At 73.0% G+C, this 23,477-nt stretch carries 18 protein-coding genes and 1 tRNA gene; 14 read left to right on the top strand and 5 right to left on the bottom strand.

All coding sequences use genetic code 11. The features are described from left to right. Positions 1–58: 58 nt before the first annotated feature. From J2Z33_RS16030 to J2Z33_RS18780, 4 genes are all read right to left on the bottom strand, one after another. Entirely contained in the window at positions 59–1,171 is a 1,113-nt protein-coding gene (locus J2Z33_RS16030) for an ABC transporter substrate-binding protein (protein ID WP_209842913.1), read from the bottom strand. A gap of 337 nt (positions 1,172–1,508) precedes the next feature. Further along, a complete protein-coding gene (locus J2Z33_RS16025; protein WP_209842912.1) occupies positions 1,509–4,784 on the bottom strand; it encodes an efflux RND transporter permease subunit in 3,276 nt (1,091 codons plus the stop codon). Next, positions 4,781–6,022: an efflux RND transporter periplasmic adaptor subunit gene (locus tag J2Z33_RS16020; RefSeq protein WP_209842911.1), complete on the bottom strand. Its 1,242-nt coding sequence runs from the start codon at positions 6,020–6,022 to the stop codon at positions 4,781–4,783. Before J2Z33_RS16020 ends, J2Z33_RS16025 begins: the two co-directional genes overlap by 4 nt. Before the next feature lies 1 nt (position 6,023). Continuing rightward, complete coding sequence (locus tag J2Z33_RS18780) at positions 6,024–6,719, bottom strand: TetR/AcrR family transcriptional regulator (protein ID WP_209842910.1); 696 nt, start codon at positions 6,717–6,719, stop codon at positions 6,024–6,026. Positions 6,720–7,211: 492 nt separating this feature from the next. On the opposite strand from J2Z33_RS18780, the gene J2Z33_RS16010 reads away from it, so the two are divergent. The 3 genes from J2Z33_RS16010 to J2Z33_RS16000 all read left to right on the top strand — a co-directional run bounded on the left by J2Z33_RS16010 (position 7,212) and on the right by J2Z33_RS16000 (position 9,961). Further along, positions 7,212–7,286, top strand: a tRNA-Phe gene (locus J2Z33_RS16010). 172 nt (positions 7,287–7,458) lie between these two features. After that, positions 7,459–8,346 (top strand): cation diffusion facilitator family transporter, encoded by an 888-nt coding sequence (locus J2Z33_RS16005; protein ID WP_209842909.1) that lies wholly within the window; start codon positions 7,459–7,461, stop codon positions 8,344–8,346. A 502-nt stretch (positions 8,347–8,848) separates the two neighbouring features. After that, positions 8,849–9,961 (top strand): GGDEF domain-containing protein, encoded by a 1,113-nt coding sequence (locus J2Z33_RS16000; RefSeq protein WP_209842908.1) that lies wholly within the window; start codon positions 8,849–8,851, stop codon positions 9,959–9,961. Between the two features lie 10 nt (positions 9,962–9,971). On the opposite strand, the gene J2Z33_RS15995 is transcribed toward J2Z33_RS16000, so the two are convergent. After that, the gene (locus J2Z33_RS15995) at positions 9,972–10,766 is read right to left on the bottom strand and encodes a lytic murein transglycosylase (RefSeq protein ID WP_209842907.1); all 795 of its coding nucleotides are present in this window, start codon (positions 10,764–10,766) and stop codon (positions 9,972–9,974) included. A 142-nt stretch (positions 10,767–10,908) separates the two neighbouring features. Between J2Z33_RS15995 and J2Z33_RS15990 the strand changes: the two genes are divergently transcribed. The 11 genes from J2Z33_RS15990 to J2Z33_RS15940 all read left to right on the top strand — a co-directional run bounded on the left by J2Z33_RS15990 (position 10,909) and on the right by J2Z33_RS15940 (position 23,369). Beyond that, positions 10,909–12,030 carry a S1C family serine protease gene (locus J2Z33_RS15990; RefSeq protein WP_342454216.1) on the top strand — a complete coding sequence of 374 codons (1,122 nt, stop codon included), beginning with the start codon at positions 10,909–10,911 and terminating at the stop codon, positions 12,028–12,030. Positions 12,031–12,104: 74 nt separating this feature from the next. Further along, positions 12,105–13,901, top strand: a complete 1,797-nt coding sequence (locus J2Z33_RS15985; RefSeq protein ID WP_209842906.1) for an ABC transporter transmembrane domain-containing protein — start codon at positions 12,105–12,107, stop codon at positions 13,899–13,901. A 100-nt stretch (positions 13,902–14,001) separates the two neighbouring features. Further along, complete coding sequence (locus J2Z33_RS15980; RefSeq protein ID WP_209842904.1) at positions 14,002–15,906, top strand: acyl-CoA synthetase; 1,905 nt, start codon at positions 14,002–14,004, stop codon at positions 15,904–15,906. Positions 15,907–16,022: 116 nt separating this feature from the next. Continuing rightward, entirely contained in the window at positions 16,023–16,988 is a 966-nt protein-coding gene (locus J2Z33_RS15975; RefSeq protein ID WP_209842902.1) for a magnesium transporter CorA family protein, read from the top strand. A gap of 127 nt (positions 16,989–17,115) precedes the next feature. Further along, entirely contained in the window at positions 17,116–18,291 is a 1,176-nt protein-coding gene (locus J2Z33_RS15970; RefSeq protein WP_209842900.1) for a D-apionate lactonase family protein, read from the top strand. Positions 18,292–18,374: 83 nt separating this feature from the next. Then, positions 18,375–18,824 (top strand): RrF2 family transcriptional regulator, encoded by a 450-nt coding sequence (locus J2Z33_RS15965; protein ID WP_209842898.1) that lies wholly within the window; start codon positions 18,375–18,377, stop codon positions 18,822–18,824. A 185-nt stretch (positions 18,825–19,009) separates the two neighbouring features. Then, entirely contained in the window at positions 19,010–20,041 is a 1,032-nt protein-coding gene (locus tag J2Z33_RS15960) for a sulfate ABC transporter substrate-binding protein (RefSeq protein WP_209842895.1), read from the top strand. Then, a complete protein-coding gene (gene cysT, locus J2Z33_RS15955) occupies positions 20,038–20,892 on the top strand; it encodes a sulfate ABC transporter permease subunit CysT (RefSeq protein WP_209842893.1) in 855 nt (284 codons plus the stop codon). The genes J2Z33_RS15960 and cysT overlap by 4 nt, the downstream gene beginning before the upstream one ends. An 11-nt stretch (positions 20,893–20,903) precedes the next feature. Continuing rightward, positions 20,904–21,794: a sulfate ABC transporter permease subunit CysW gene (gene cysW / locus J2Z33_RS15950; protein WP_209842931.1), complete on the top strand. Its 891-nt coding sequence runs from the start codon at positions 20,904–20,906 to the stop codon at positions 21,792–21,794. 11 nt (positions 21,795–21,805) lie between these two features. Then, on the top strand, positions 21,806–22,525 hold the full coding sequence (locus J2Z33_RS15945) for a sulfate/molybdate ABC transporter ATP-binding protein (protein ID WP_209842891.1): 720 nt from the start codon (positions 21,806–21,808) through the stop codon (positions 22,523–22,525). 121 nt (positions 22,526–22,646) lie between these two features. Continuing rightward, entirely contained in the window at positions 22,647–23,369 is a 723-nt protein-coding gene (locus J2Z33_RS15940) for a transporter substrate-binding domain-containing protein (RefSeq protein WP_209842890.1), read from the top strand. The last annotated feature ends 108 nt before the right edge of the window (positions 23,370–23,477 follow it).

Below are 23,477 nucleotides of genomic sequence, written 5' to 3'. Positions count from 1 at the left end.
GGGAGTCCTTTCAAGGGGGGAAGGGCCCGGCGGATCGCGCCGCCGGGCCCCGTTGCGGTCACTCGGCCGCGATCTCGGCGCCCACCACCGTGTCCCAGCCCTGCTGGACGGCGCTGGAATGGGTCGTCACCTGCTCCAGGCTCGGGAAGACGGCGGCCTCGTAGGCCTCGGCGGGCGGCAGCTTGTCCAGCATCTCCTGCGGCACCACGCCCCGCGCCACCATGTCGGTGAAGCGGATGGGCGTGCAGTAGCCCGACAGCCAGTGGAGCTGCCCCTCGTCCGAGTAGATGTATTCCATCCACAGCTTCGCGGCGTTCGGGTGCGGCGCATAGGCCGAGATCGCCTGCACGTAGACCCCCGCCACCAGCCCGTCCGAGGGCACGACCACCTCGACCGGCGGGTTGCCCGCCATCTGGTCGCGCGTGGACAGGCCGTTGTAGTCCCAGTCCACGACGATGGGCGTCGTGCCCTGCGCCAGCGACCCCGACGAGGCGTCCACGGGCACGAAGTTGCCCGCCTCGTTCATCTCCTTGAAGAACTGGAGCCCGGCCTCGGCCGTCCCCGCGCCCGGCTCGCCCCCGCGCGCGATCCCCGCCGCCATCACCGCCATCGCGGCGTTGTTGGCCGTGCGCGGGTCGCCCGCCAGCGCCACCATGCCCGCGTAGTCGGGCTTCAGCAGGTCCGCGAAGGAGGCCGGCACCGGGTCCACGAGGTCGGTGTTCACCACGAACGAGGTGACGCCGTAGTAGTCGCCATACCAGTGGCCGTCGGGGTCCTTGGCGCCCTCGGGGATCGAATCCCAGACCGACACCTTGTAGGGCTGAACCAGCCCCTCCTCCTGCGCGGCCGGGCCGAAGCTCAGGCCCACGTCCAGCACGTCCGGCGCCTGCGGGCCGGTGTTGTCCCTGTTGGCCCGCACCGCCTCCAGCTCGTCGGCCGACGACCCGTTGGGGTTCAGCTCGTTGACCTCGATGCCGGGAAACTTCGCCTTGAAGCCCTCGATCATCGCGCCGTAGTTGCACCAGTCATGGGGCAGGGCGATGGTGGTCAGCATCCCTTCCTCCTGCGCGGCGGCATACAGCGCGTCGAGGTCCACGGCGGCGTCCTGCGCCCCGGCGGCCCCGGCCAGAAGCGCCGCGGCGGCCCCCGCCATCCAGATGGTCGATCTCATCCTCGTCTCCCCTCAGGTCGTGCCGGGCTCTCCGTCCGCTCGGCTTCGCGGGGCGTAGTAGACGACTGAAACGGGTTCGTGACAATCCGCTTCCGCGCCCCCGAACGGCCCGGCCGGGGCCGCCCGCAGCCCGTTCCGCGTGTGGCCTGACGTGATTCGCGCAACCGCCGGGGGCGTTGCGCGAAACGGGGGCTGGGCGTTCGTTGCCGTCAGGCTCCGTCAACGCTCTCCGGCTATGCTGATTCCCACACGACGAGACAACGGCGCCCGGACCCCTGGCCCGGACGCCCCCCCGAAACCGCCAGACCCGAAAGGAGGCCCGACGATGCTGACGACCCTACTCGGCTACATGAAGAACCGGACGCGCGCCCTCGGCCTCCAGCCGGACGAGCCGCGATTCGAGGGCCGCGATCTCCGCGCGCCGCGCGGCGAGTCCCGCCGCCAGCTCCGCCGCGCCCGGCTCCTCGGGCTCGGCCTCCTTGGCGCCCACGAACCGGCTGAACATCCAGCTCAGGCCCCGCTGGATGTCGTCCATGATGAGGAAGAAGGACGGCACGATGACCAGGGACAGGACCGTCGAGACGATGATCCCGCCGATCACCGCCGTCGCCATGGGCGCGCGGAACGATCCCCCTTCGCCCACGCCCAGCGCCGAGGGCAGCATCCCCGCCGACATGGCGATGGAGGTCATCACGATCGGCCGCGCCCGCTTGTGCCCGGCCTCGACGATGGCGTCGAAGCGGCTCATCCCCCGCGCCCGCATCTCGATGGCGAAGTCCACCAGCAGGATGGCGTTCTTGGTCACGATCCCCATCAGCATCAGGATGCCGATGAGCACCGGCATGGAGAGCGGGCTGGAGGTCACGATCAGCGCCGCCGCCACGCCGCCGATGGCGAGGGGGAGCGAGAACAGGATCGTGAAGGGCTGGATGACCGAATGGAACAGCAGCACCAGCACCGCCAGCACGAGCAGCAGCCCGAGCAGCATGGCGTTGCCGAAGCTCTGCTGCATCTCGGCCTGGATCTCGGCGTCGCCGGCGGCGGTGACGACGACGCCCGCCGGCAGCTCCAGCCCGCCGACGATCGCGTCGAACCGCGCCTGCGCGGTGCCCAGCGCCACGCCGGGGGGCAGGTTCGCCCCGATGGTGACATAGCGTTGCCGGTTGATCCGCTCCACGACCGACGGCCCCTCGGCGATCTCCACGTCCGCCACGGCGTTCAGCGGCACCGAGCCGCCGTTCGCGGTGGGGATGCGGAGCGCGGCGATCCGCGACAGGTCCTCGCGCGCGGCCTCGCTCAGCTGCACCCGCACCGGGATCTGCCGGTCGCCGACGCTCACCTTGGCCAGCGCCGCCTCGATGTCGCCGATGGTGGCGACGCGCACCGCCTCGGCGATGGCCGCCGTCGTGACGCCCAGCCGGGCGGCCTCCTCGGCGCGCGGCGTCACCTGCACCTCGGGCCGGGGCAGGGCGCCCTCGGTCGCGACGGCCTGGAGCGTGGGCTCGCCCCGCAGCGCCGCCTCCATGCGGGCGACGGCCTCGGCCAGCGCCTCGGGGTCGTCGGCCTTGACCCAATACGAGATGTCGCGCTCGCCCCGGTCGTTGAGCTTCAGCACCCGGATGTCGGGGATGCCCGCCAGCCGCGCGAAGACCTCCTGCTCGATCTCGGCCTGCGGGCGGACGCGCCCGTGCGGCGGCACGTCCGGCACGAGGGCCCCCAGCACCGGCACCCGCTCCGCGAGGTCGAGGAGCTTGCGTTCGAGCGAGTTGTCGAGCCGGTCGAGGATGACCGTGACGCTCGCCCGTCGCACGTCCATGTCGCCGGTGGGCGAGGAGCCGCCCAGCACGAACACGCTCTGCACGCCGTCCACGTCGGCGATGCGGGCGTGGATGGCGTCCGTCGTCCGCTCGGTCTCCTCCAGGGTGACGCCGGGCGGCAGCTCCACCGAGATGGGGAAGCGGCTCACGTCCTCGGGCGGGATGAACGACCCCGGCACCTGCGCCATGAAGTAGAGCGACACGCCCAGGATGCCGAAGGCGGCCAGCAGCGTCAGGTAGCGCACCTTCAGCGTCACCCTCACGAAGGCCATGTAGGCCCGCATGAACAGGCCGTCCTTCTGCTCCCCGTGCCCCGCCCCGTCCTTGTCGCGCATCAGGTAGGCCGCCATGAGCGGCGTGACGAGCCGCGCCACCAGCAGCGAGAACAGCACCGCGATGGCGACCGTCAGGCCGAACTGCCGGAAGTATTGCCCCGGAATCCCCGGCATGAAGCTGACGGGCACGAACACCGCCACGATGGTGGACGTGGTGGCGATCACCGCGAGGCCGATCTCGTCCGCCGCCTCGATGGCGGCGCGATACGGCGTCTTGCCCATGCGGATGTGCCGCTGGATGTTCTCGATCTCCACGATGGCGTCGTCCACCAGGATGCCCGTCGCCAGCGTGATGGCCAGGAAGCTCACGAGGTTGAGCGAGAAGCCCAGCAGGTCCATCAGCCAGAAGGTCGGGATGGCCGACAGCGGCAGCGCCACGGCGGCGATCAGCGTCGCGCGCCAGTTCCGCAGGAAGGCGAGCACGACCAGCACCGCGAGGATCGACCCTTCCAGCAACGTGTGGAGCGCGGCCTCGTAGTTGCCGTAGGTGTAGAAGACCGTGTCATCGACCTTGGTGATGCTGACGCCCGGATTCGCCGCGCGGATGCCGTCCAGCGCCTGCGTCACCGTCTCGTCCACCGACACCTCGGACGCGCCCTTCGACCGGAACACCGCGAAGACCACGACCTCCTGCCCGTCCACCCGCGCGAAGGAGCGCAGCTCCTCGAAGGTGTCGGTCACGGTGCCGAGGTCCTCCAGCCGCACCTGCTGGCCCGAGGGGAGCGCGATGGTCGTGCGCGCCAGCCGCTCGGCGTCGCCCCGGTCGCCCAGCAGGCGGATCGCCTGCTCGCCCTCGCCCAGCTCGCTGCGGCCTGCGCCCTGGTTGGCGTTGGTGGCGCGGAGCTGCTGGCTGACGGCGGCGGCGGTGATCCCGTAGGCGTCCAGCCGCAGCGGGTCCAGCTCCACCCGGATCTCCCGGTCGGCGCCGCCGTAGCGGTCCACCCGGCCGACGCCGGCGCGGCCCTGGAGCTCGCCCTTGATGGTGTCGTCCACGAACCAGGACAGCTCCTCGAAGGTCAGGGCGGGGGCGCTGACGGCGTAGGTCAGGATCGCCTGCCCCTCCACGTCGATCTTGACGACGCGCGGCTCGTCCACGTCGGCCGGAAGGTCGCCGCGCACCTGGTCCACGGCGTCCTTCACGTCGTCCACGGCCTGCTCGGTCGGGATCTCCATGCGGAACTCGATGGCGGTGGAGGACTGGCCGTCCACCACCGTCGAGGTGACGGTCTTGACCCCGGCGATGCCGGCCACGGCATCCTCGACGATCTTGGTGACCTGCGTCTCCAGCTCGGCGGGGGCCGCGCCCTCCTGCGTCACCGTGACGGCGACCAGCGGCACGTCGATGGACGGGAAGCGCGTGATCGGCAGGGCGTTGAAGCTCTGCCAGCCCAGCAGCAGCAGCAGCGCGAAGGCGAGGAGCGGCGCGACCGGGTTGCGGATGGCCCAAGCGGAGAAGTTCATTCCGTGGCTCCTTGGCTGGCCGTGGCGGCCTGCGCCGCGGCGGCGGTGTCCGTGCCGGCGGCCCCGGCGGGGATCGGGTTGATGCGGTCGCCGTCGCGCACGAAGGCGCCGGCCTTGGTGACCACGAGGTCGCCCCGGCCCAGCCCCGACACGCCGATCAGCCCGCCGTCGCGGATGCCGACGAAGACCGGCACCCGCCGCACGACGCCGTCCGCGACGCGCAGCACGCTCGCCCCCTCGGGGCCCGTGCCCACGGCGCTCACCGGCACGGCGAGCATCTCGCGACGGGCGACGATGACCTCGGCGGTCAGGAACATCCCCTTCACCACCCGCCCCGGGTCGTCGATGCGGATGCGGGCCACGCCCAGCCGCGTCTCGGGGTCGATGGCGGGCTCCACGAGCCGCACCTGGCCGGGGATCGGGTCCGATCCCTCCATCGCCAGGAGGTTCGCCGTCTGCCCGGGCGCGAGCTTGAGGAGATCCTGCTCGGACACGTCGGCGCGCAGCTCCATCGCGCCGTCGCGGACGAGGATGAACATCGGCTCGCCCGCCGCCGAGGCGATGGCGCCCACCTGGGCGTTGCGGGCGACCACGAGGCCCGCCACCGGCGCGCGGACCTCGGTCCGGCGGAGCCGCAGCTCGGCGTTGGCGACCTGCGCGTCCACGAGCGCGAGCTGCGCCCGCGCCGAGGTGATGCCCTGCTCGGCCACCCGCACGGCGGCGCGCGAGGCGGCGGCGGCGGCGGCGGTCTGGTCGGCGGTGGCCTGCGGCACCGACCCGGCCTCGACCAGCTCGGCGTTGCGGCCGGCGACGCGCTCGGCCTCCTCGGCGTTGGCGGTGGCCTGCACGAGGCTGGCCTCGGCCTGCGCGATCTGCGCCTCGACCGAGGCGCGGTTGGCGGCGAGCTGGCTCAGCTCCAGCTCCAGCGTCGAGGTCGAGAGCCGGGCGAGGACCTGCCCTTCCTCCACCGTGTCGCCCACGTCGGCGAAGAGCGCGTCGATGGGCTGCCCTTCGACCAGGGGCTGCACCGCCACCTCCTCCACCGCGTCCACGAGGCCCGAGGCCACGACCCGGTCGGTCAGCGCGACGGGCTCCACCTCCGAGACGGTGATGGCGGGGAGGGCGGCGGTCGGCGCGGTGGCGGCGGGCGCGTCCGCTGGCGCCTCCTGCGCGGCGGCGAGGCCGGGCGGGGCTGCCAGCAGGGCGATGAGCAGCGCGCGGAGGGGCAGGGCGGTCATGTCATTGATCCTTCTCGGCGAGCACGTCGTCGATCAGCCGGTCTATGGTATGGAAGATGAGGGCGTTGAGGTCGCCATCCGCCGGGGAGGGGCCCCCGTCCTCGGGGGTTCCGTGCCCGCAGATGGCGCCGCGCACGATCAGGACGATCAACCGCGCATGGGCGCCGAAGCGCCGTTGCGCCTCCTCGGGCGGGGTCTGGCCGACGAGGGCCAGCACGTCCACGATCCGCGCGACGATGCCGTGCTCGAAGCGGTCGAGGAGGACGGCCACCTCGGGCTTGCGGCCGGCGACGGCCATGATCTCGGCCCAGAGGGTGTGGTCCTTGCCGCAGTCCTCGGTCACCCGCCCGCGCAGCGTGGCGCGCAGGGCGGCCAGCGGGTCGTCCGAGGCCGAGATGGCGCGGAACGCCTCCTCGACGCCGGCGAAGTCGCGGGCGATCAGCGCTTCGACGAGGGCGGCCTTGGACGGGAAGTAGCGGTAGAAGTTGCCCGCGCTCATCCCCGCCGCCCTTGCGAGGTCCTGCATGGAGGCGCCGTCGAAGCCCTTCTCGACGAAGGCCTGACGCGCCAGCGCCAGCAGGGCATCCCCGCGCGACGCGCCCTCGGCCGCGTCGGCCGGCTGCGCCGGGGGTTGGGTCAGCGATTCGTGGCGCACGGCGGCAGCGGCCCCCAGGTAAGTGAATGAACGTTCATTCACATGGCGCAGCCGCGTCCGGTTGTCCAGTGGGAAAGGCCCGGACCGTGCGTCGAAAGGCTCGGTCCCGCGTCGCGGAACGGGCGTTCGGGCCGTGGCCGGGGGCGTGGTCGCCCCGGACCCCGAGGAAGATCGATCCGTCCTGGGGAACCCCAACCGGGTCGGCCTCCTCCGAAAGAAGCTATTTACCAGGACCGGTCACGTTCCTAGTCCTGCGGCAGCTCCCGACCGCAGCGTTGAGGGCCCGCTCGGGCGGGAGCCGGTTCGGTCCATGCTCCCGTCCGGCGTCCCTGGCAGGCGGCGGAGCCGCCCCGCGGCCAAGGGTCCCCCCGGTCTTGGGCCGATCCCGGGCCGGGCCGTCGATGACCTGGGGGCGGCGGCGGCGCGCGGAGGGCTTCCAGGACCGGGCCGATATTCCCTTACGGCACCTCTGGACAGGCCCGGCGGGCTCGCCTAGAAGGCCGCCACCCGATGCGGCCTCGCCCGCGTCCCCGTGCCCGGGTAGCTCAGGGGTAGAGCAGTCGACTGAAAATCGACGTGTCGGTGGTTCAAATCCGCCCCCGGGCACCACGCTTCCGCCCTCCGTTTCATTCGGGTTGCCGTCGTCTGGCGTGGCGCCACGGATGCGCCTAGCCTGCGCGCCGACCCGGTCCGGCACTCTGGACTTGGGGCCGGCGTGCTGTATGGGGGCGCTCCCGGCCGCGGCACCGCGCGTGGCCCCCGCGAGGAGGACGGAGGCGCGATGCAAGGGGTTCAGAGGATCGCGGCCGCCAGCATCGTCGTGGGACTCCTCGTGCTCGGGCTCAAGTTCGCCGCATGGTGGCTCACCGGGTCGATCGCGCTCTTCTCGGACGCGCTGGAAAGCATCGTCAACGTCGTCACCGCCGTCGTGTCGCTCCTGGCCGTCCGGACCAGCGCCAAGCCCGCCGACGCCGAGCATCCCTACGGGCACGGCAAGGCCGAGTACTTCTCGGCCGTGGTCGTGGGCGTGTTCATCGTGGTGGCGGCCCTCGTCATCCTGAGCGAGGCCTGGCAGGGCTACCGCGACCCCCGGCCGCTGGACGCCGCCCCCGCCGGCCTGCTCGTCAACGCCCTGGCCGGGGCGGTCAACGGCGTCTGGTGCTGGGTGCTGATCCATCGCGGCCGCCGCCTGCGGTCGCCGGCGCTGGTGGCGGATGGCAGGCATCTCCTGACGGACGTGATCTCCTCGGTGGGCGTGCTGATCGGCGTGCTCCTGGCGACGGCGACGGGCTGGGCGGTGCTCGACCCGGCGCTGGCGGCGCTGGTCGCCGTCAACGTCCTGTGGTCGGGCTGGGCGCTCGTGCGCGAGTCGGTCGGCGGCCTCATGGACGCCGCCGTGCCCGAGCACCTGCTGACCCGCATCCGCGAGGTGATCTCGCTCAACGCCGATGGCGCCCTGGAGGCGCACGACGTCCGCACGCGGCACGCGGGCCGGCACACCTTCGTGGAGTTCCACCTGGTGGTGCCGGGCGAGACCACGGTCGCCGCCGCCCACGAGATCTGCGACCGCCTGGAGCGCGCGCTGCAGGCCGAGCTGGAGCCCGCGCACATCACCATCCACGTCGAGCCCGAGGACAAGGCCAAGCATTCGGGCATCGTGGTGCTCTAGGGCCGGTTTCCCCGGCGGCGGGGCAGGGGCGTCGCCAGCCGGAGGAGCAGCCCGTCCCGGTCAGGACCGGGCTCGCCTGACGCGAGGAGCCCCGGTCCCGAGTGGCTCGGTCGCGCTGGCCAAGAACGTGCCGAGGCGCCGGATGGCCAACCCGGTGTCGGCGATGCCACGACGTGGGACGTGGCGTCCCCATTGAGCCCCCGGATGGGCCTCGCCTCCAGGGCACGCTCCCACGAGGTAGGACCAAGGCCCTCATTGCTGCGATTCTCTGAATTTGGCTCGGTCGTGACGTCCGTCCAGGATCGTCGCCCCCGGGCCCGGTTACTGATCGGCGAAATCCTGCCGATTCCTGACCGGCCGCCTGGTCCCGAACCTGTCCGCGCTGGGTCGGCGCCACGAAGGCGCGTCCGTCATCCGGGCGGTTCCGCAGGGTCAGGAAACAGTCGTTAACGGATCGTTAATCCTCATTTGAGACAAGCGCCCGAACTCAAGAGCCGGCTCCATGCACCTCACCACCGACCTGTTCCAGCCCATCCCGGGCACCCTTGCCCTGATGGGCCTCCTGGCCCCCTCCTATGGGGCTGTCCTGCGCCATGCCCGTCGGCCACGCCGGGGCCAACTGGGGCTGGGGGCGCTCTGCGGGGCGGCGGCGGCCTTCGCCATGTGGCAGGGCACCCCGCTGGGAGAGGGCTGGATCGTGGACCTCCGCTCGGTCCCGGTCACGCTGGCCGGGGCCTACCTGTCGCCCCCGGGTGCCGCTATCGCCGTCCTGATCGCGGTCGCGGCGCGGCTGGGGCTCGGCGGCGCGGGGGCCCTGGCGGGTTGCCTGATCCTTGTGGTCGCGGCCGGGGCCGGCTGGCTCTGGAACCGTCTGACCCGGCCGCGTCCGTCGATGTCGTGGCGGGCCCTGCTGGGGCTCGCGATCCTGAGCCTGTCGCATGTCGCGGCGATGCTGACCGCCCCGCCGGGGATGCTGAGGGTCCTGCTGGGCGAGGTGCTCCCCGTCCACGTGCCGCTGCACGTGGCGGGCGTGACGCTCGTGGGTCTCCTTCTCGAACGGGAGCGGCTGGCCGCCGAGCGGGAGCGCCGCCTGACCCACGCGGCCGAGCGCGACCCGTTGACGGGGCTGCTGAACCGGCGCGGGCTGGACCGGGCGCTGGGCCGCCTCCCCGAGGACGCCGGGCTGGCCTACCTGTGCTGCGACCTTGACCACTTCAAGCGCGTGAACGACGCCTATGGCCATGCGGCGGGCGACACCGTGCTCAAGGGCGTGGCGGAGCGACTGCGCGAGGCGCTGCGGCCCGAGGACCTGCTGGGCCGGACCGGCGGCGAGGAGTTCGTGATCGCCATGCCAGGCCTCGACGCCTCGGAAGGGGCGAGGGCGGCGGCTCGCCTGCGCGACCTGCTGCGGTCGCGACCCTTCGACCTTCCCGAGGGCGAGGTGGCGGTGACCGCCAGCATCGGCGGCGTCTGGACCGAGAGCCCCCTCGGCCTCGACACGGCCCGGACGGGCGCGGACGAAGCCCTTTACGCGGTGAAGCGGAGCGGCCGGGACGGCGTCCGCTTCGAGGCGGCGCGCGCCGTCCGGCGGCGGCGGGCCCTGGAGCCCGCCTGACCGCCCCCCGTCAGGGCTCGATGCGCGCGCCCATCAGGGCGATGGCCTGCTGGTAGACGGTGGCGGCGTTCCATTGCTGGAGGACCGGCCAGTTGGGCTCGCCCTCCTGGTAGCCCAGGCCCGGCTGCCAGCCCTTCTGCCGGAAGAAGTTGGCGGTGGAGGCCATGGCGTCGGCGAGGTCGCTCAGGTCCACCCGGCCGTCGCCGTTGCCGTCCTGGCCGTATTGCAGGACGTTGCCCGGCAGGAACTGGGTGTGCCCCAGCTCGCCGTGTCGCGCGCCGATGGACTGGGGCGAGGCCCAGCCCCGGTCCACCAGCGCCAGCGCCGCCAGGGCGTGCGGCTGGAAGAACTCGGAGCGGCGGCAGTCGTAGGCCAGCGTCGTGATCGCCGACACGACGTTGGAATCGCCCATGAAGTTGCCGAAGCCCGTTTCCATCCCGTGAATGGCGATCAGCACCCCGGCGGGCACGCCATAGGCCGCCTCCAGCGATCCGTAGAACTCGGCGTTCTCGGCCAGCATCCGCGAGCCCTGCGCCACGATGGTCTCCGCCCCGCGGATCCGCAGGAACTCGTCGAGCGGATAGCGGAAGGAGCGCTGGTTGCGGTCGGCCTCGATGGTGCGCGTCGCGTAGCTGGCGCCCGTCAGGGCCGAGAGGCCGCGCTCCCCCACGCCGTTGGCGGCGGCGATGGCGGCGAACTCGCCCTTCCAGGCCTCGAAGCCCGAGGCGTCGTCGCCGCAGGTGAGGGCCTGGGCGGCGGCGGGCAGGGCAAGCGCCAGGGCGGCGAGTCGAAGGGCGGAACGCAAGGCGGGTCTCTCCTGGTCGTGGGGGCCTCGCGGAGGGTCCTTGAGGCGGCGGGTGGCGTGGCTAGGTTGAAGGGCGGAACATGGCGCGGGTCAAGGCACGATCCAGTGGGGTGGCCCCCGCGCCCCGGACAAGGGAGGCGGCGTGCGCGGCCTGATCTTCGCTGTCATCGTGGCGCTGGCCCTGGGCCTGGGAATCGGCCTGGGGCTGGAGGGGGCGGGCCTCCTCGGGGACCGGCAGGCCGCCGTCCCCGTCCCGGCGGGCCCCGCCGCGGTCATCACCGTCGCGCCGGAAGGGTCGGACGAGGCGGCGACCATCGACCTGTTCCGGGCGCATCGCGACAGCGTGGTGGCGATCTCCACCTCGGCCTCGCGGCGCGACCTCTTCGGCCGGTCGGCGGGCGAGGTGCCGCTCGGCACCGGCTCGGGCTGGCTCTGGGACGGGCGGGGCCATGTCGTCACCAACGCCCATGTCATCGAGGGGGCGACGGCGGCCTCCGTCCAGCTTGCCGACGGCCGCGCCTTCGACGCGACGCTGGTCGGGCGCGACACCGTGCACGACCTCGCGGTGCTGCTGATCGACGGCGAGGGTCTGCCGCCCCCTCTGACCCTCGCCCCGCCCGAGCCGCCGCAGGTCGGCGCGCGGGTCTTCGCCATCGGCAACCCCTTCGGGCTCGACTGGACGCTGACCACCGGCATCGTCTCGGCGCTGGAGCGCGAACTGCCCTCCGATCAGGCGGGGACGATCCGGCGGGGGCTGATCCAGACCGACGCGGCGATCAACCCCGGCAACTCGGGCGGGCCGCTGCTCGACTCCTCGGGACGGGTGATCGGCGTCAACACGGCGATCTACTCCCCCTCGGGCGGCAGCGCCGGGATCGGCTTCGCCATCCCCGCCGCCACCGTGGCCCGCGTGGTGCCCGAGCTGATCCGCACGGGCCGCTACACGCCGCCGACGCTGGGCCTGGGCTTCGACCCGCGCATCAACGCCGCCGTCAACCGGCAGGGGCTGGAGGGCGCGGTCGTGCTGGACGTCCAGCAGGGCTCCGAGGCGGCGCGGGCGGGGATCGCGCCGGCGGAGGTGCTCCGCGACGGCCGCCTGCGCCCCGGCCATGTCGTCACGGCGCTGGACGGCGAGCCGGTGGCGACGCTCGACGACCTCCTCGCCGCGCTGGACGCCCGCGCGGTGGGCGACCGGGTGGAGGTGACCTTCGACACCGGCGGCGACCGGGAGACGGTGGAGTTGCCGATCCTCGCCGGGGGCTGACGCCGCCACCGGAGCGCGACCTTGCCGCAACCGCGCGCCGGGCGTATCCCCCCGCCGTCCAGGAGACCCCAGACATGGCCCGAGCCCCCCGACAGACCTCCGAGGACCGCCCGTCCTCCCGCCGCGTCGGCGCGCTGGCCGCGCTCTGGCCCTTCCTGAAGCCCTACCGGGGGCTCCTCGGCCTCGCGCTCGTGGCGCTGGTGCTGACGGCGGGGATCTCGCTGATCCTGCCCATCGCGGCGCGGCGCATCGTCGATCATTTCGGCGTGGACCGGACGGCGCTGCTCGACCGCTACTTCGGGGCGGCGATGGCGATCGTGCTGCTGCTCGCGCTGGGCACGGCGCTGCGCTACTACCTCGTGACCCGGCTGGGCGAGAGGGTCGTCGCCGACATCCGCGCCGCCGTCTTCGACCGCATGATCGGCATGAGCCCCGCCGTCTACGAGCGCCTGATGACCGGCGAGGTCCTGAGCCGCATCACCACCGACACCACGCTGATCCTGTCGGTGATCGGCTCCTCCATCTCGGTGGCGCTGCGCAACACCCTGATCCTGTTCGGCGGCATGGCGCTGCTCCTGTGGACCTCGGCCAAGCTGACCGGGCTCGTGCTGCTCATCGTGCCGGCGATCATCATTCCCATCGTGATCCTCGGCCGCCGCCTGCGCCGGCTGAGCCGCGAGAACCAGGACTGGATCGCCGCCTCCTCGGGCGCGGCGTCGGAATCGCTGCTGGCGGCGCAGACCGTGCAGGCCTTCACCGCCGAAGGGCCGGTGCGCGCCCGCTTCCGCGACCTGACGGAACGCAGCTTCGAATCGGCCCGCGACCGCATCGGCCTGCGCGCGGTGATGACGGCCATCGTCATCTTCCTGATCTTCTCGGGCGTGGTGGGCGTCCTGTGGATCGGCGCGCGCGACGTGGAATCCGGCGCGATGACGGTGGGCAGCCTCGTGCAGTTCGTCATCTATTCCGTGCTGGTCGCCGGGGCGGCGGGCTCGCTCACCGAGGTCTGGAGCGAGGTCCAGCGCGCCGCCGGCGCGACCGAGCGTCTGGTGGAGCTGCTGACCCTGCCCGACGCCGTGCAGGACCCGCCCGCGCCGCTCCCCGCGCCCCGCCTCGCGACCTCCGAGATCCGTCTGGAGGGCGTCACCTTCCATTACCCGACCCGGCCCGACCGCAGCGCGCTCAACGGCGTGACGCTGACCGTGCGGCCGGGCGAGACGGTGGCGCTGGTCGGCCCCTCGGGCAGCGGCAAGACCACGGTGATCCAGCTCCTGCAACGGTTCTGGGACCCGCAGGCGGGCCGCGTCGCCATCGGCGGGACCGACCTGCGCGACATCGCCCGCGCCGATCTCCGCCGCCAGATCGCGCTGGTGCCGCAGGACCCGGTGATCTTCGGCGACACCGCGCGCGCCAACATCCGCTTCGGCCGGCCCGACGCCACGGATGCCGAGGTGGAATCCGCCGCCCGCGCCGCCGCCGCGCACGACTTCCTCACCCGGCTCCCCGACGGCTATGACAGCTTCGTGGGCGAGCGTGGGGTGATGCTGTCCGGCGGGCAGAAGCAGCGCATCGCCATCGCCCGCGCCATCCTGCGGAATGCGCCGCTGCTGCTGCTCGACGAGGCGACCTCGGCGCTCGACGCCGAATCGGAACGCGCCGTGCAGCAGGCCGTCGAGGCGCTGTCGCGCGACCGGACCACGATCATCGTCGCCCACCGGCTCGCCACCGTGAAGCGCGCCGACCGCATCGTGGTGCTGGACGAGGGCCGCGTGGTGGCCGAGGGCACCCATGACGCGCTAGTGGCGCAGGGCGGCCTTTACGCCCGCCTCGCCCGGCTCCAGTTCACCGAAGGGCTCGCCGCCGCCGAGTGAGCGCACCCGGGGGTTGCGGCGCGGCCTCGCGCCTTCCATGCTGGCGGCACGGGATCGCCGGACCACGGCGGCCCGCCACCACACGGGGGGAGGACGGGCCATGGCCTTCGCGGGTCCCGGCGACAGCGCCGCCATCGAGGCCGAGGGCCCCTGGGACGACCGCGACCTGCCGCGCACCACCTGGGGCGTCCTGAGCCGCACCGCCGCCCGCGTCCCCGACCGCCCGGCCTCCAGCTTCCAGCTCCTGTCCGACCCCAGGGCCCCGGCCGAGACGCTGACCTGGGCCGAGCTACGCGCGCAGGTGGCGCAGGCCGCCAACCTGTTCCGATCCCTGGGCGTGGGCGAGGGGGACACCGTGGCCTACCTCCTCCCCAACTGCACCGAGGCGGTGCTGGCCTATCTCGGCGGGCAGGTCGCGGGCATCGTCAGCCCGATCAACCCGCTGCTCGACGCCGAGCAGATCGCCGGCATCCTGCGCGAGACCGGCGCGAAGGTGCTGGTGACGCTGCGCGCCTTTCCCAAGACCGACATCGCGCAAAAGGCCGCCGCCGCCATGGCGCTGGCCCCCGAGGTCCAGGCGGTGCTGGAGGTGGACCTCCTGCGCTACCTGACCGGCCCGAAACGCTGGATCGTCCCGCTGATCCGCCCCCGCCATCGCCCGGCCCACAAGGCCCGCGTCCTCGACTTCCGCCGCGAGCTCGCCCGCCAGCCCCGCGACCTCGCCTTCCCCGACAGCGCGGGCGACCGGGTGGCCGCCTGCTTCCACACGGGGGGCACCACCGGCCTGCCCAAGCTCGCGCAGCAGCGGTATCGCGGCCTCATCTACAACGGCTGGGTCGCCCACCGGCTCCTGTTCACCGAAACCGACACGATGATCTGCCCGCTGCCGATGTTCCACGTCTTCGCCGCCGTGGTCGCCCTGGGCGCCTCCGTCGCCTCGGGCGCGCACATCGTCTTCCCGACGCCGGCGGGCTACCGGGGCGAGGGCGTCCTCGACAACTTCTGGAAGCTGGTCGAGCGCTGGGGCGTCACCTTCCTCATCACCGTGCCGACCGCCATCTCGGCGCTGATGCAGCGCCCGGTGAACGCCGACATCTCCTCGCTGCGCCTCGCCTTCTGCGGCTCCGCGCCCCTCCCGGCCGAGCTCTACCGCCGCTTCGAGACGGCGGCGGGCGTCACCATCTGCGAGGGCTACGGCCTGACCGAGGCCACCTGCCTCGTGGCGATCAACCCGCCGCAGGGCACCAAGAAGATCGGCTCCATCGGCATCCCCTTCCCCTACACGAAGGTCCGCGTCATCGACCCCCACACGCAGATGGACTGCGAGCCCGACACCGTGGGCGAGATCTGCGTGGCCTCCCCCGGCGTCTGGGCCGGGCGCACCTACACCGACGCGCCCCGGAACGCCGCCGTCGTCTACCCCGGCCCGGACGGCGAGCCGCTCTGGCTCCGCACCGGCGACCTCGGGCGGCGCGACCCCGATGGCTATCTCTGGATCACCGGGCGGGCCAAGGACATCATCATCCGGGGCGGCCACAACATCGACCCCGCCGAGATCGAGGACGCGCTCTGCTCGCATCCGGCGGTGGCCTTCGCCGGGGCCATCGGCCAGCCCGACGCCCACGCGGGCGAGGTGCCCTGCGCCTATGTCGAACTGGTCCAGGGCGCGACCGCGACCGACGCCGAGCTGCTGGCCCACGCCCGGTCCCGTGTCCACGAGCGCGCCGCCGCCCCCCGGCACCTGGAGATCCTCCCCGAGCTGCCCAAGACCGCCGTGGGCAAGATCTTCAAGCCCGACCTTCGCCGCCTGGCGATCCGCCGCGTCTACGACGAGGCGCTGGCGTCGGCTGGCGTCGCCGCCTGCGTGGCCGAGGTGGTGGAGGACCGCCGCCTCGGCCTCGTGGCGCGGCTGCGGCCCACCGGCCCCGTCGCCGAGGAGGAGGTGGCCCGCGTCCTCGGGGCCTTCACGCGCCCCTGGGCCTGGGCCGAGCCGCCCGGCTCCTGACCCGCGCGGGGTGGCCCCCCCGGCCCGGCCGCGCTAGGACTGCCCCCGCCGTCCTGCCCGCCGTCCTCCCCGCCGTCCTCCCCGTCGCCCCGCTCGTCGCCCCGCCGGAGCCGTCCATGATCCACATCCACCGCCTCGCGGACCGACGGCTGGAGCGCGTGCCGCCCGGCTCCGACCTCCGCGACGCCATCTGGATCGACCTTTACCGCCCGCAGCCCGAGCAGGCGGCCCGCGTCGCGGGCGAGCTCGGCATCGAGGTGCCGTCCCTCGCCGACATGGAGGAGATCGAGATCTCCAACCGCTTCTACCGCGAGGACGGCGCGGACTACATGACGGTGATCCTGCCCGGCCAGACCCCGGACGGCCGGCACGTCACCGGCCCCGTCACCTTCATCCTGACGCCCGAACGCCTCGTGACCGTGCGCCACCACGCGCCGCGCCCCTTCGACACCTACCCGACCCGCGCCGACCGCTCCTCCACCGGCTGCGGCACCCCCGCCCGGCTGTTCCTCGGCCTCGTGGAGGAGATCGTCGCCCGCTTCGCCGACCTGCTGGAGGCGACCGGCCACGCGCTCGACGCCATCGCCGCCCGCGTCTACGCCGGCACCAACGAGGCGCTGACCTCCGAGGAGCTGGCCGAGGCGCTCCGCTCCACCGGCCGGCAGGGCGAGATGGTGGCGCGCGTGCGCCTGGGCCTGCTGACGGTGGAGCGGATGCTGTCGGTGTTCAGCCTCTGGAGCGACCACGGCGACGCCGGCCGCGAGACCAAGCCCTTCGTCAAGTCGATGCTGCGCGACATGCAGGCGCTGGAGGTCCATGCCGACTTCCTGTCGGGCCGCGTGGGCCTCGCCACCGACACCACGCTCGGGATGGTGAACCTCAGCCAGAACCAGACGGTGCGGATCGTCTCGGTCGTGGCGGTGCTGTTCCTGCCGCCGACGCTGATCGGCACCGTCTACGGCATGAACTTCCACGACATGCCCGAGCTGGACTGGACCTGGGGCTATCCGGCGGCGCTGGCGCTGATGCTTCTTTCGGCACTCGGCACCTGGGCCTACTTCAAGTGGCGCGGATGGCTCTGACCCGCTTGCCCCGGCAGAGCCGGCCCCCCTATCGTCGGAGAGCCGGGACAAGGGGAGCGGACGCGGCCCCGGGCGACATCATCCGGGTTCGCCCCCCGTCGCCCGGCCCATCGCCCGAGGAGAGGCCGTGACCCAACGCATCGCGATCAGGCTGGGCGACGCCGCCCCCGAATCCGTCGTGGCCGGCGGCCCGGCCGGCGCCGTCGCGGCCCGGATGCCCGACATCCTTCTGGCGGCCGAGCCCGGCTGGCTTCGCCCCGGCGGCCCCTTCCCGGCGCGCGGCCTCCTCCTGCGCCTGCGGGCCGGCGAGGAGGACGACGCCACCCTGCGCGCGGCCTGCGGGACGCTCGCCCTGGGCGGCGCCCTCGACATCGAGGCGCTGCTCCCCGTCGAAGCCGAGCCCGGCCCGGCGCTGGAGGCGCTGGCCCTGCGGCTCGCCCGCGCCGGCCTCTTCCCCCGCCACGTGGTCGCGCTGCCCGAAGGCTTCCTGAAGGGCCGACAGCCCGCCGCCGCCCGGCCCGAGGGTCCGGGGCCCGAGGACTGCGCCGCCGCCGCCCAGGCCGCCTTCCCCGAGGCGCGGATCGGCTTGGCGCTGCTCGCCGACGCCGCCGAGCCGAACCGTCCGGGGGCGGGGGAGGTCGGCCACTATGTCACGCACGGCAGCTCGGCCATCGCCCACGCCGCCGACGACGCCTCGGTGCTGGAATCGCTGGAGGCCCTGCCGCAGGTCTTCGCCGACGCCCGCGCCATCGCCGGCGGGCGGGGGTTGCGGCTAGGGCTCGTGTCCATCGGCATGAGGTCGAATCCCTACGGCGCGGGCCTGCGCCCCAACCCGCAGGGCGTCCGCCGGACCATGACCGACCGCGACCCCCGGCAGGACGGGCTCATGGCCGCCGCCTACGCCGTCGCCGCCTGCGCCGCCGCCGCCCGAGCCGGGGCCGAGGCGGTGGCCCTCGCCGCGCCGGACGGCCCCTTCGGCCTCCTCGACCGCGACGGCCGCGCCCGCCCGATCCTCCAGGCCGTGGCCGCGCTGAACGCCGCGGCCGAGAGGGTCGTCCATGTCGATCCCGTCCCCGGCCTCCACGGCCTGAGCTGGGAGGAGGGGGCCATCCTCGCCAACGCCACCCTCGATCCGGCGACCGTCCCCGCGCCCTTCCCGACCGGCGCGATCCTCGGCCCCGCCACCATCGAGGCCGCGCGCGATCCGGCCTGGCTCTCCGGGGCGGCGGGCCCGCTGCCCGACCGGGTGACGCTCGGCCCCTGCGAGGTGCTCCTCGCCGGGTCGGCCGCCGGCGGGGCCTGAGCCCGCCGCCCCGGGCGCGCGACCCTCGCGGGCCGTCGTCGGCGTTGAAGAACCGCCCCGGTTCCGCTAGGCCCTAGGGCGACATGATCACCCAGAAGATGAAGTATGCGCTCAAGGCGCTGATGGTCCTCGCCGACGAGCGCGAGGCCGAGGGCCGGGCGCTCCGCATCGAGGAGATCGCCCGCCGCTCCGGCGCGCCCAAGCGCTTCCTCGAACACATCCTGCTGGAGATCCGCAACGCCGGGATCATCTCCTCGATCCGGGGCCGCTCGGGGGGCTACGTCCTCGACAAGGATCCCGCCACCGTCCCCATCCACGAGCTGCTCCGCCTCATCGACGGCCCCATGGCGCCGCTCCCCTGCCTGTCGCGGCGCCACTACGCCCGCTGCGACGACTGCACCGACGAGGAGACCTGCCGCATCCGCCGCGTCTTCGCCGAGGTGTTCTGGAGCTACCTCGTCCTCATCGAATCGCTGACCCTGGCCGATCTCACCCGTTCGCCGGGGGCGGCGGCGCAGGTCTTCGCCGCCTGACGCGCAACCAATCCCGCCGCCCCGCGTTGTCGGCCTGACCCGGGCCGGCGTCGGCGGCTTCCGGCCCGCGCCCGAAATCACGACAAACTTCGACGAGATTCAGGCTTGCGAAACACGATCAACTCGGTCGATATTCGGGGCGACGCGGGCCGGACCCGCGAACCCTGGTCACGATGAAGGTCGCCATGCACAACCGCGCCATCACCTCCCTCGCCGCCGTTCCCCGCAGCCTCCTCCTCGGGGCGGGCGCGCTCCTCGCGCTGGCCCTGCCGCAGGCCGCCGCCGCGCAGGCCAGCCTCCTGAACGTCTCCTACGACCCCACGCGCGAGCTCTACCGCGAGATCGACGGGGCCTTCTCGGCCTGGTGGGAATCCCAGGGCCACGACCCCGTGGAGGTCGAGGCGAGCCACGGCGGCTCGGGCAGCCAGGCCCGCGCGGTGATCGACGGCCTTAGCGCCGACGTGGTGACGCTGGCGCTCGCCTCCGACATCGACGCCATCGCCGAGCGGACCGACCTCCTCCCCGAGGACTGGCAGTCGCGCCTCCCGCACAACTCCTCGCCCTACACCTCCACCATCGTCTTCCTCGTCCGCGAGGGGAACCCAAAGGGCATCCAGGACTGGGGCGACCTCGTGAAGGAGGGCGTGGAGGTCATCACGCCCAACCCCAAGACCTCCGGCGGCGCGCGCTGGAACTACCTCGCCGCCTGGGCCTGGGCGGAACGCAACGGCCAGGACCCCAAGACCTTCGTGGGCGACCTTTACCGCCACGTCCCCGTGCTCGACTCGGGCGCGCGGGGGGCCACGACCACCTTCGCCCAGCGCGGCATCGGCGACGTGCTGCTGGCGTGGGAGAACGAGGCCTACCTCGCCCTGAACGAACTCGGCGACGACCAGTTCGACATCGTGGTGCCCACCGTCTCCGTGCTGGCCGAGCCGCCCGTGACCTGGGTGGACGGCAACCTCGCCGACGACGCCGAACGCGAGCTGGCGCAGGCCTACCTGAACTTCCTCTACACGCCCGAGGCGCAGGCCATCATCTACAAGAACTTCTATCGCGGCTGGGACGCCTCACAGGCCAACCCCGACGACGTGGCCCGCTTCCCCGAGATCGAACTCGTGTCCATCGCCGACTTCGGCGGCTGGGCCAAGGTGCAGCCCGAGCATTTCGGCGACGGCGGCATCTTCGACCAGATCTACTCGGAGGGGAGCCAGTGACGACGCGCCCCGGCGCCTGGAGCCTCCGCGCGCCCTCGCCCCTGCCGGGGTGGGGGCTCTCGCTCGGGATCACCCTGACGCTGCTGTCGCTGGTGGTGCTGCTGCCCATCGGCGCGCTCCTGATCCGCGCCGCGGGCATCGGCCCCGCCGAGCTCTGGGCCACCATCTCCTCCCCGCGCGTGCTCGCGGCGCTGGTGCTGTCCTTCCGGGCGGCGCTGGTGGCGGCGCTGTTCAACCTCGTCTTCGGCCTCGCGCTGGCCTGGGTGCTGGTGCGCTACGAGTTCCCCGGCCGCCGCCTGATCGACGCGGCGGTGGACCTGCCCTTCGCGCTGCCCACGGCCGTCGCCGGCATCGCGCTGACCGCCCTCTATGCCCCGAACGGCGCGCTGGGCGGCCCGATCCAGGACTGGTTCGGGGTCCGCGTCGCCTACACGGAACTCGGCATCTGGATCGCCCTCGTCTTCGTGGGCCTGCCCTTCGTGGTCCGCACCGTCCAGCCCGTCATCGCCGAGATCGAGAAGGAGGTGGAGGAGGTCTCTGCCACCCTCGGCGCCTCGCGCCTGACCACCTGGCGGCGGGTGATCCTGCCGATGCTCACGCCCGCGCTGCTGACCGGCTTCGCCCTGGCGCTGGCCCGCGCGGTCGGCGAATACGGCTCCGTCATCTTCATCGCCGGCAACCTTCCCTTCCAGACCGAGATCGCGCCCCTCCTGATCGTCATCCGGCTGGAGGAGTTCGACTACGACGGCGCGGTCGCCATCGCCGTCGCCATGCTCGCCATCTCCTTCGTCCTGCTGCTCCTCATCAACCTGATCCAGGTCTGGAGCCGCCGCCACACCGCCGGAGCCTGACCGTGGCCGACATGACCGTATCCGCCCCCCTCGCCACCGCCCCCGCCCGCCCCCGCGCCCGCGCGGTCGGCTGCACCGAGGAGCCGCGCTGGCTGCGCTGGACCGTGACCCTCGTCGTCCTCGCGCTGCTCGCGCTCCTGGTCGTCGTCCCGCTCGCCTCCGTCTTCGTCGAGGCGCTGCGCGACGGCGCGGCCGTGGCCGTGGCCTCGCTGTCCGACCCCGACGCGTGGTCCGCCATCCGCCTCACGCTGCTGGTGGCGGCGGTGGCGGTGCCGCTCAACGCGCTCTTCGGCGTCGCCGCCGCCTGGGCGCTGACCAAGTTCCACTGGCGCGGCAAGGCCTGGCTCCTGACGCTCATCGACCTGCCCTTCTCGGTGTCGCCGGTGGTGGCGGGGCTCTGCATCGTGCTGCTGTTCGGGACCAACTCGCTCCTCGGCGGCTGGCTGGTGGGGAACGGCCTGCCCATCGTCTTCGCCGTCCCCGGCATCGTGCTGGCCACCATGTTCATCACCTTCCCCTTCGTCGCCCGCGAGCTGGTCCCCCTGATGACCGAGCAGGGCAAGGCCGAGGAGGAGGCCGCGCTCACCCTCGGCGCCTCCGGCTGGCGGATGTTCTGGACCGTCACCCTGCCCAACATCCGCTGGGCGCTCCTTTATGGCGTGCTGCTCTGCAACGCCCGCGCCATGGGCGAGTTCGGGGCCGTCGCCGTCGTGTCCGGCAAGATCCGGGGCGAGACGGCGACCATGCCGATCATGATCGAGATGCTCTACAACGAATACATGTCCGTTGCCGCCTTCTCCATGGCCGCGCTCCTGACGCTGCTCGCCCTCGTCACCCTGACGCTCAAGAGCCTGCTCGAATGGCGCTACGCCGACCAGCTCGCCGCCTCCGGCCGCCACTGAGGATTCCCGCCATGCACATCGAGATCGACGAGATCGCCAAGACCTTCGGCTCGGCCAACGCGCTGCACCCCGTCTCGCTCGCCCTCCCCTCCGGCGCGCTGGTGGCGCTGCTCGGGCCGTCCGGCTCGGGCAAGACCACGCTGCTGCGCATCCTCGGCGGGCTGGAGGAGCCGACCTCCGGTCGCGTCCTGTTCGACGGCCAGGACGCCACCGGCCTGCGCGTGCAGGAGCGTCGCGCGGGCTTCGTCTTCCAGCACTACGCGCTCTTCCGCCACATGACGGTGTTCGAGAACATCGCCTACGGCCTGCGCGCCCGCCCCCGCGCCACCCGCCCCCCCAACGCCGAGATCACCCGGCGCGTCACAAGGCTCCTCGACCTCATCCAACTCCCCGACATCGCGGCACGCTACCCGTCCCAGCTCTCCGGCGGCCAGCGGCAGCGCGTGGCCCTGGCCCGCGCCCTCGCCATCGAGCCCCGGATGCTCCTGCTGGACGAGCCCTTCGGCGCTCTCGACGCCAAGGTCCGCAAGGAGCTGCGGCAGGGCCTCCGCGACATCCACGACACCACGGGCCTCACGACCGTCTTCGTGACCCACGACCAGGAGGAGGCGATGGAGCTGGCCGACCTCGTGGTGGTCATGTCGATGGGCCGCATCGAGCAGATGGGCAAGCCCGCCGACATCAAGGCCCGCCCGCTCACCCCCTTCGTGCGCGAGTTCCTGGCCGCCTGAGCCCGCCGCGACGCCGCGTCAGCCGGGGCAGGGGGCGCGAAACCTGGGTCGCGCCCCTTGCCGCCGCCCGCGCGGCCCCGATGATCGGGGGCGACGCTCACGGCCACCAAAGGACGCCGCCATGAAGACCCTCGCCTTCGCCTCCGCCCTGGCGCTCGCCGCCGGGATCGCCTCCGCCCAGGATGTCGTCCGCATGGGCACCGAGGGCGGCTACCCGCCCTACAGCTTCATCAACGACGCCGGCGAGCCCGACGGCTTCGAGATCGAGCTCGGCAACGCCCTGTGCGAGCGCGCGGGCCTGACCTGCCAGTGGGTCACCAACGAATGGGACTCGATCATCCCCAACCTCGTGTCGGGCAACTACGACACGATCATGGCCGGGATGAACATCACGCCCGAGCGGGACGAGGTCATCGACTTCACCCAGGACTACATCCCCGCCACGCCCTCCAGCTACGTGGGCCTGTCCGCCGACGTGGACCCGGCCGGCGCCGTCGTCGCCGCCCAGGCCACCACCATCCAGGCCAGCCACGTCGCCGGCACCGGGGCCACGCTCCTCGAATACGCCACCCAGGAGGAGGCCGTCGCCGCCATGAGGAACGGCGAGGCCGACGCGGTGTTCGCCGACACCGACTTCCTCGCCCCCATCGTCGAGTCCTCGGGCGGCGAGTTGACCTTCATCGGCGAGCCGGTCCCCCTCGGCGGCGGCATGGCCATGGGCCTGCGCGAGAGCGACGCCGAGCTCCGGGCCCGCTTCGACGAGGCCATCTCCGCCATGAAGGCCGACGGCTCGCTGAACGAGCTCCTGGCCAAGTGGTTCGCCGAGGACGCGCCGGGCTACTGACGCCCCGAGGACCGGGGCCGCGCGCCCGTCCCGTCCCATCACGTCCCGGCCCCCCGCCAGAGCGGGCCGGGACATCGTGACCCCTTGCCTTGCGCGCCAAGGCGGGGA

This window comes from Rubellimicrobium aerolatum, from assembly GCF_017872975.1.
In the GTDB taxonomy this organism is placed as follows: Bacteria; Pseudomonadota; Alphaproteobacteria; order Rhodobacterales; family Rhodobacteraceae; genus Rubellimicrobium; species Rubellimicrobium aerolatum.
Note: the sequence above shows the minus strand (reverse complement) of the source record. Positions and strands in the feature narration are given on the sequence as shown.

Excerpts from the sequence above, each read along its gene's own strand:
- J2Z33_RS15975 (WP_209842902.1), top strand. The coding sequence starts at position 16,023 with ATGATCCACATCCACCGCCTCGCGGACCGACGGCTGGAGCGCGTGCCG.
- J2Z33_RS16000 (WP_209842908.1), top strand. The coding sequence starts at position 8,849 with ATGCACCTCACCACCGACCTGTTCCAGCCCATCCCGGGCACCCTTGCC.
- J2Z33_RS16025 (WP_209842912.1), bottom strand. The coding sequence starts at position 4,784 with ATGAACTTCTCCGCTTGGGCCATCCGCAACCCGGTCGCGCCGCTCCTC.
- J2Z33_RS15980 (WP_209842904.1), top strand. The coding sequence starts at position 14,002 with ATGGCCTTCGCGGGTCCCGGCGACAGCGCCGCCATCGAGGCCGAGGGC.
- cysW (WP_209842931.1), top strand. The coding sequence starts at position 20,904 with ATGACCGTATCCGCCCCCCTCGCCACCGCCCCCGCCCGCCCCCGCGCC.
- J2Z33_RS16005 (WP_209842909.1), top strand. The coding sequence starts at position 7,459 with ATGCAAGGGGTTCAGAGGATCGCGGCCGCCAGCATCGTCGTGGGACTC.
- J2Z33_RS15945 (WP_209842891.1), top strand. The coding sequence starts at position 21,806 with ATGCACATCGAGATCGACGAGATCGCCAAGACCTTCGGCTCGGCCAAC.
- J2Z33_RS15960 (WP_209842895.1), top strand. The coding sequence starts at position 19,010 with ATGCACAACCGCGCCATCACCTCCCTCGCCGCCGTTCCCCGCAGCCTC.
- J2Z33_RS15965 (WP_209842898.1), top strand. The coding sequence starts at position 18,375 with ATGATCACCCAGAAGATGAAGTATGCGCTCAAGGCGCTGATGGTCCTC.
- J2Z33_RS15940 (WP_209842890.1), top strand. The coding sequence starts at position 22,647 with ATGAAGACCCTCGCCTTCGCCTCCGCCCTGGCGCTCGCCGCCGGGATC.
- J2Z33_RS15985 (WP_209842906.1), top strand. The coding sequence starts at position 12,105 with ATGGCCCGAGCCCCCCGACAGACCTCCGAGGACCGCCCGTCCTCCCGC.
- J2Z33_RS16020 (WP_209842911.1), bottom strand. The coding sequence starts at position 6,022 with ATGACCGCCCTGCCCCTCCGCGCGCTGCTCATCGCCCTGCTGGCAGCC.
- J2Z33_RS16030 (WP_209842913.1), bottom strand. The coding sequence starts at position 1,171 with ATGAGATCGACCATCTGGATGGCGGGGGCCGCCGCGGCGCTTCTGGCC.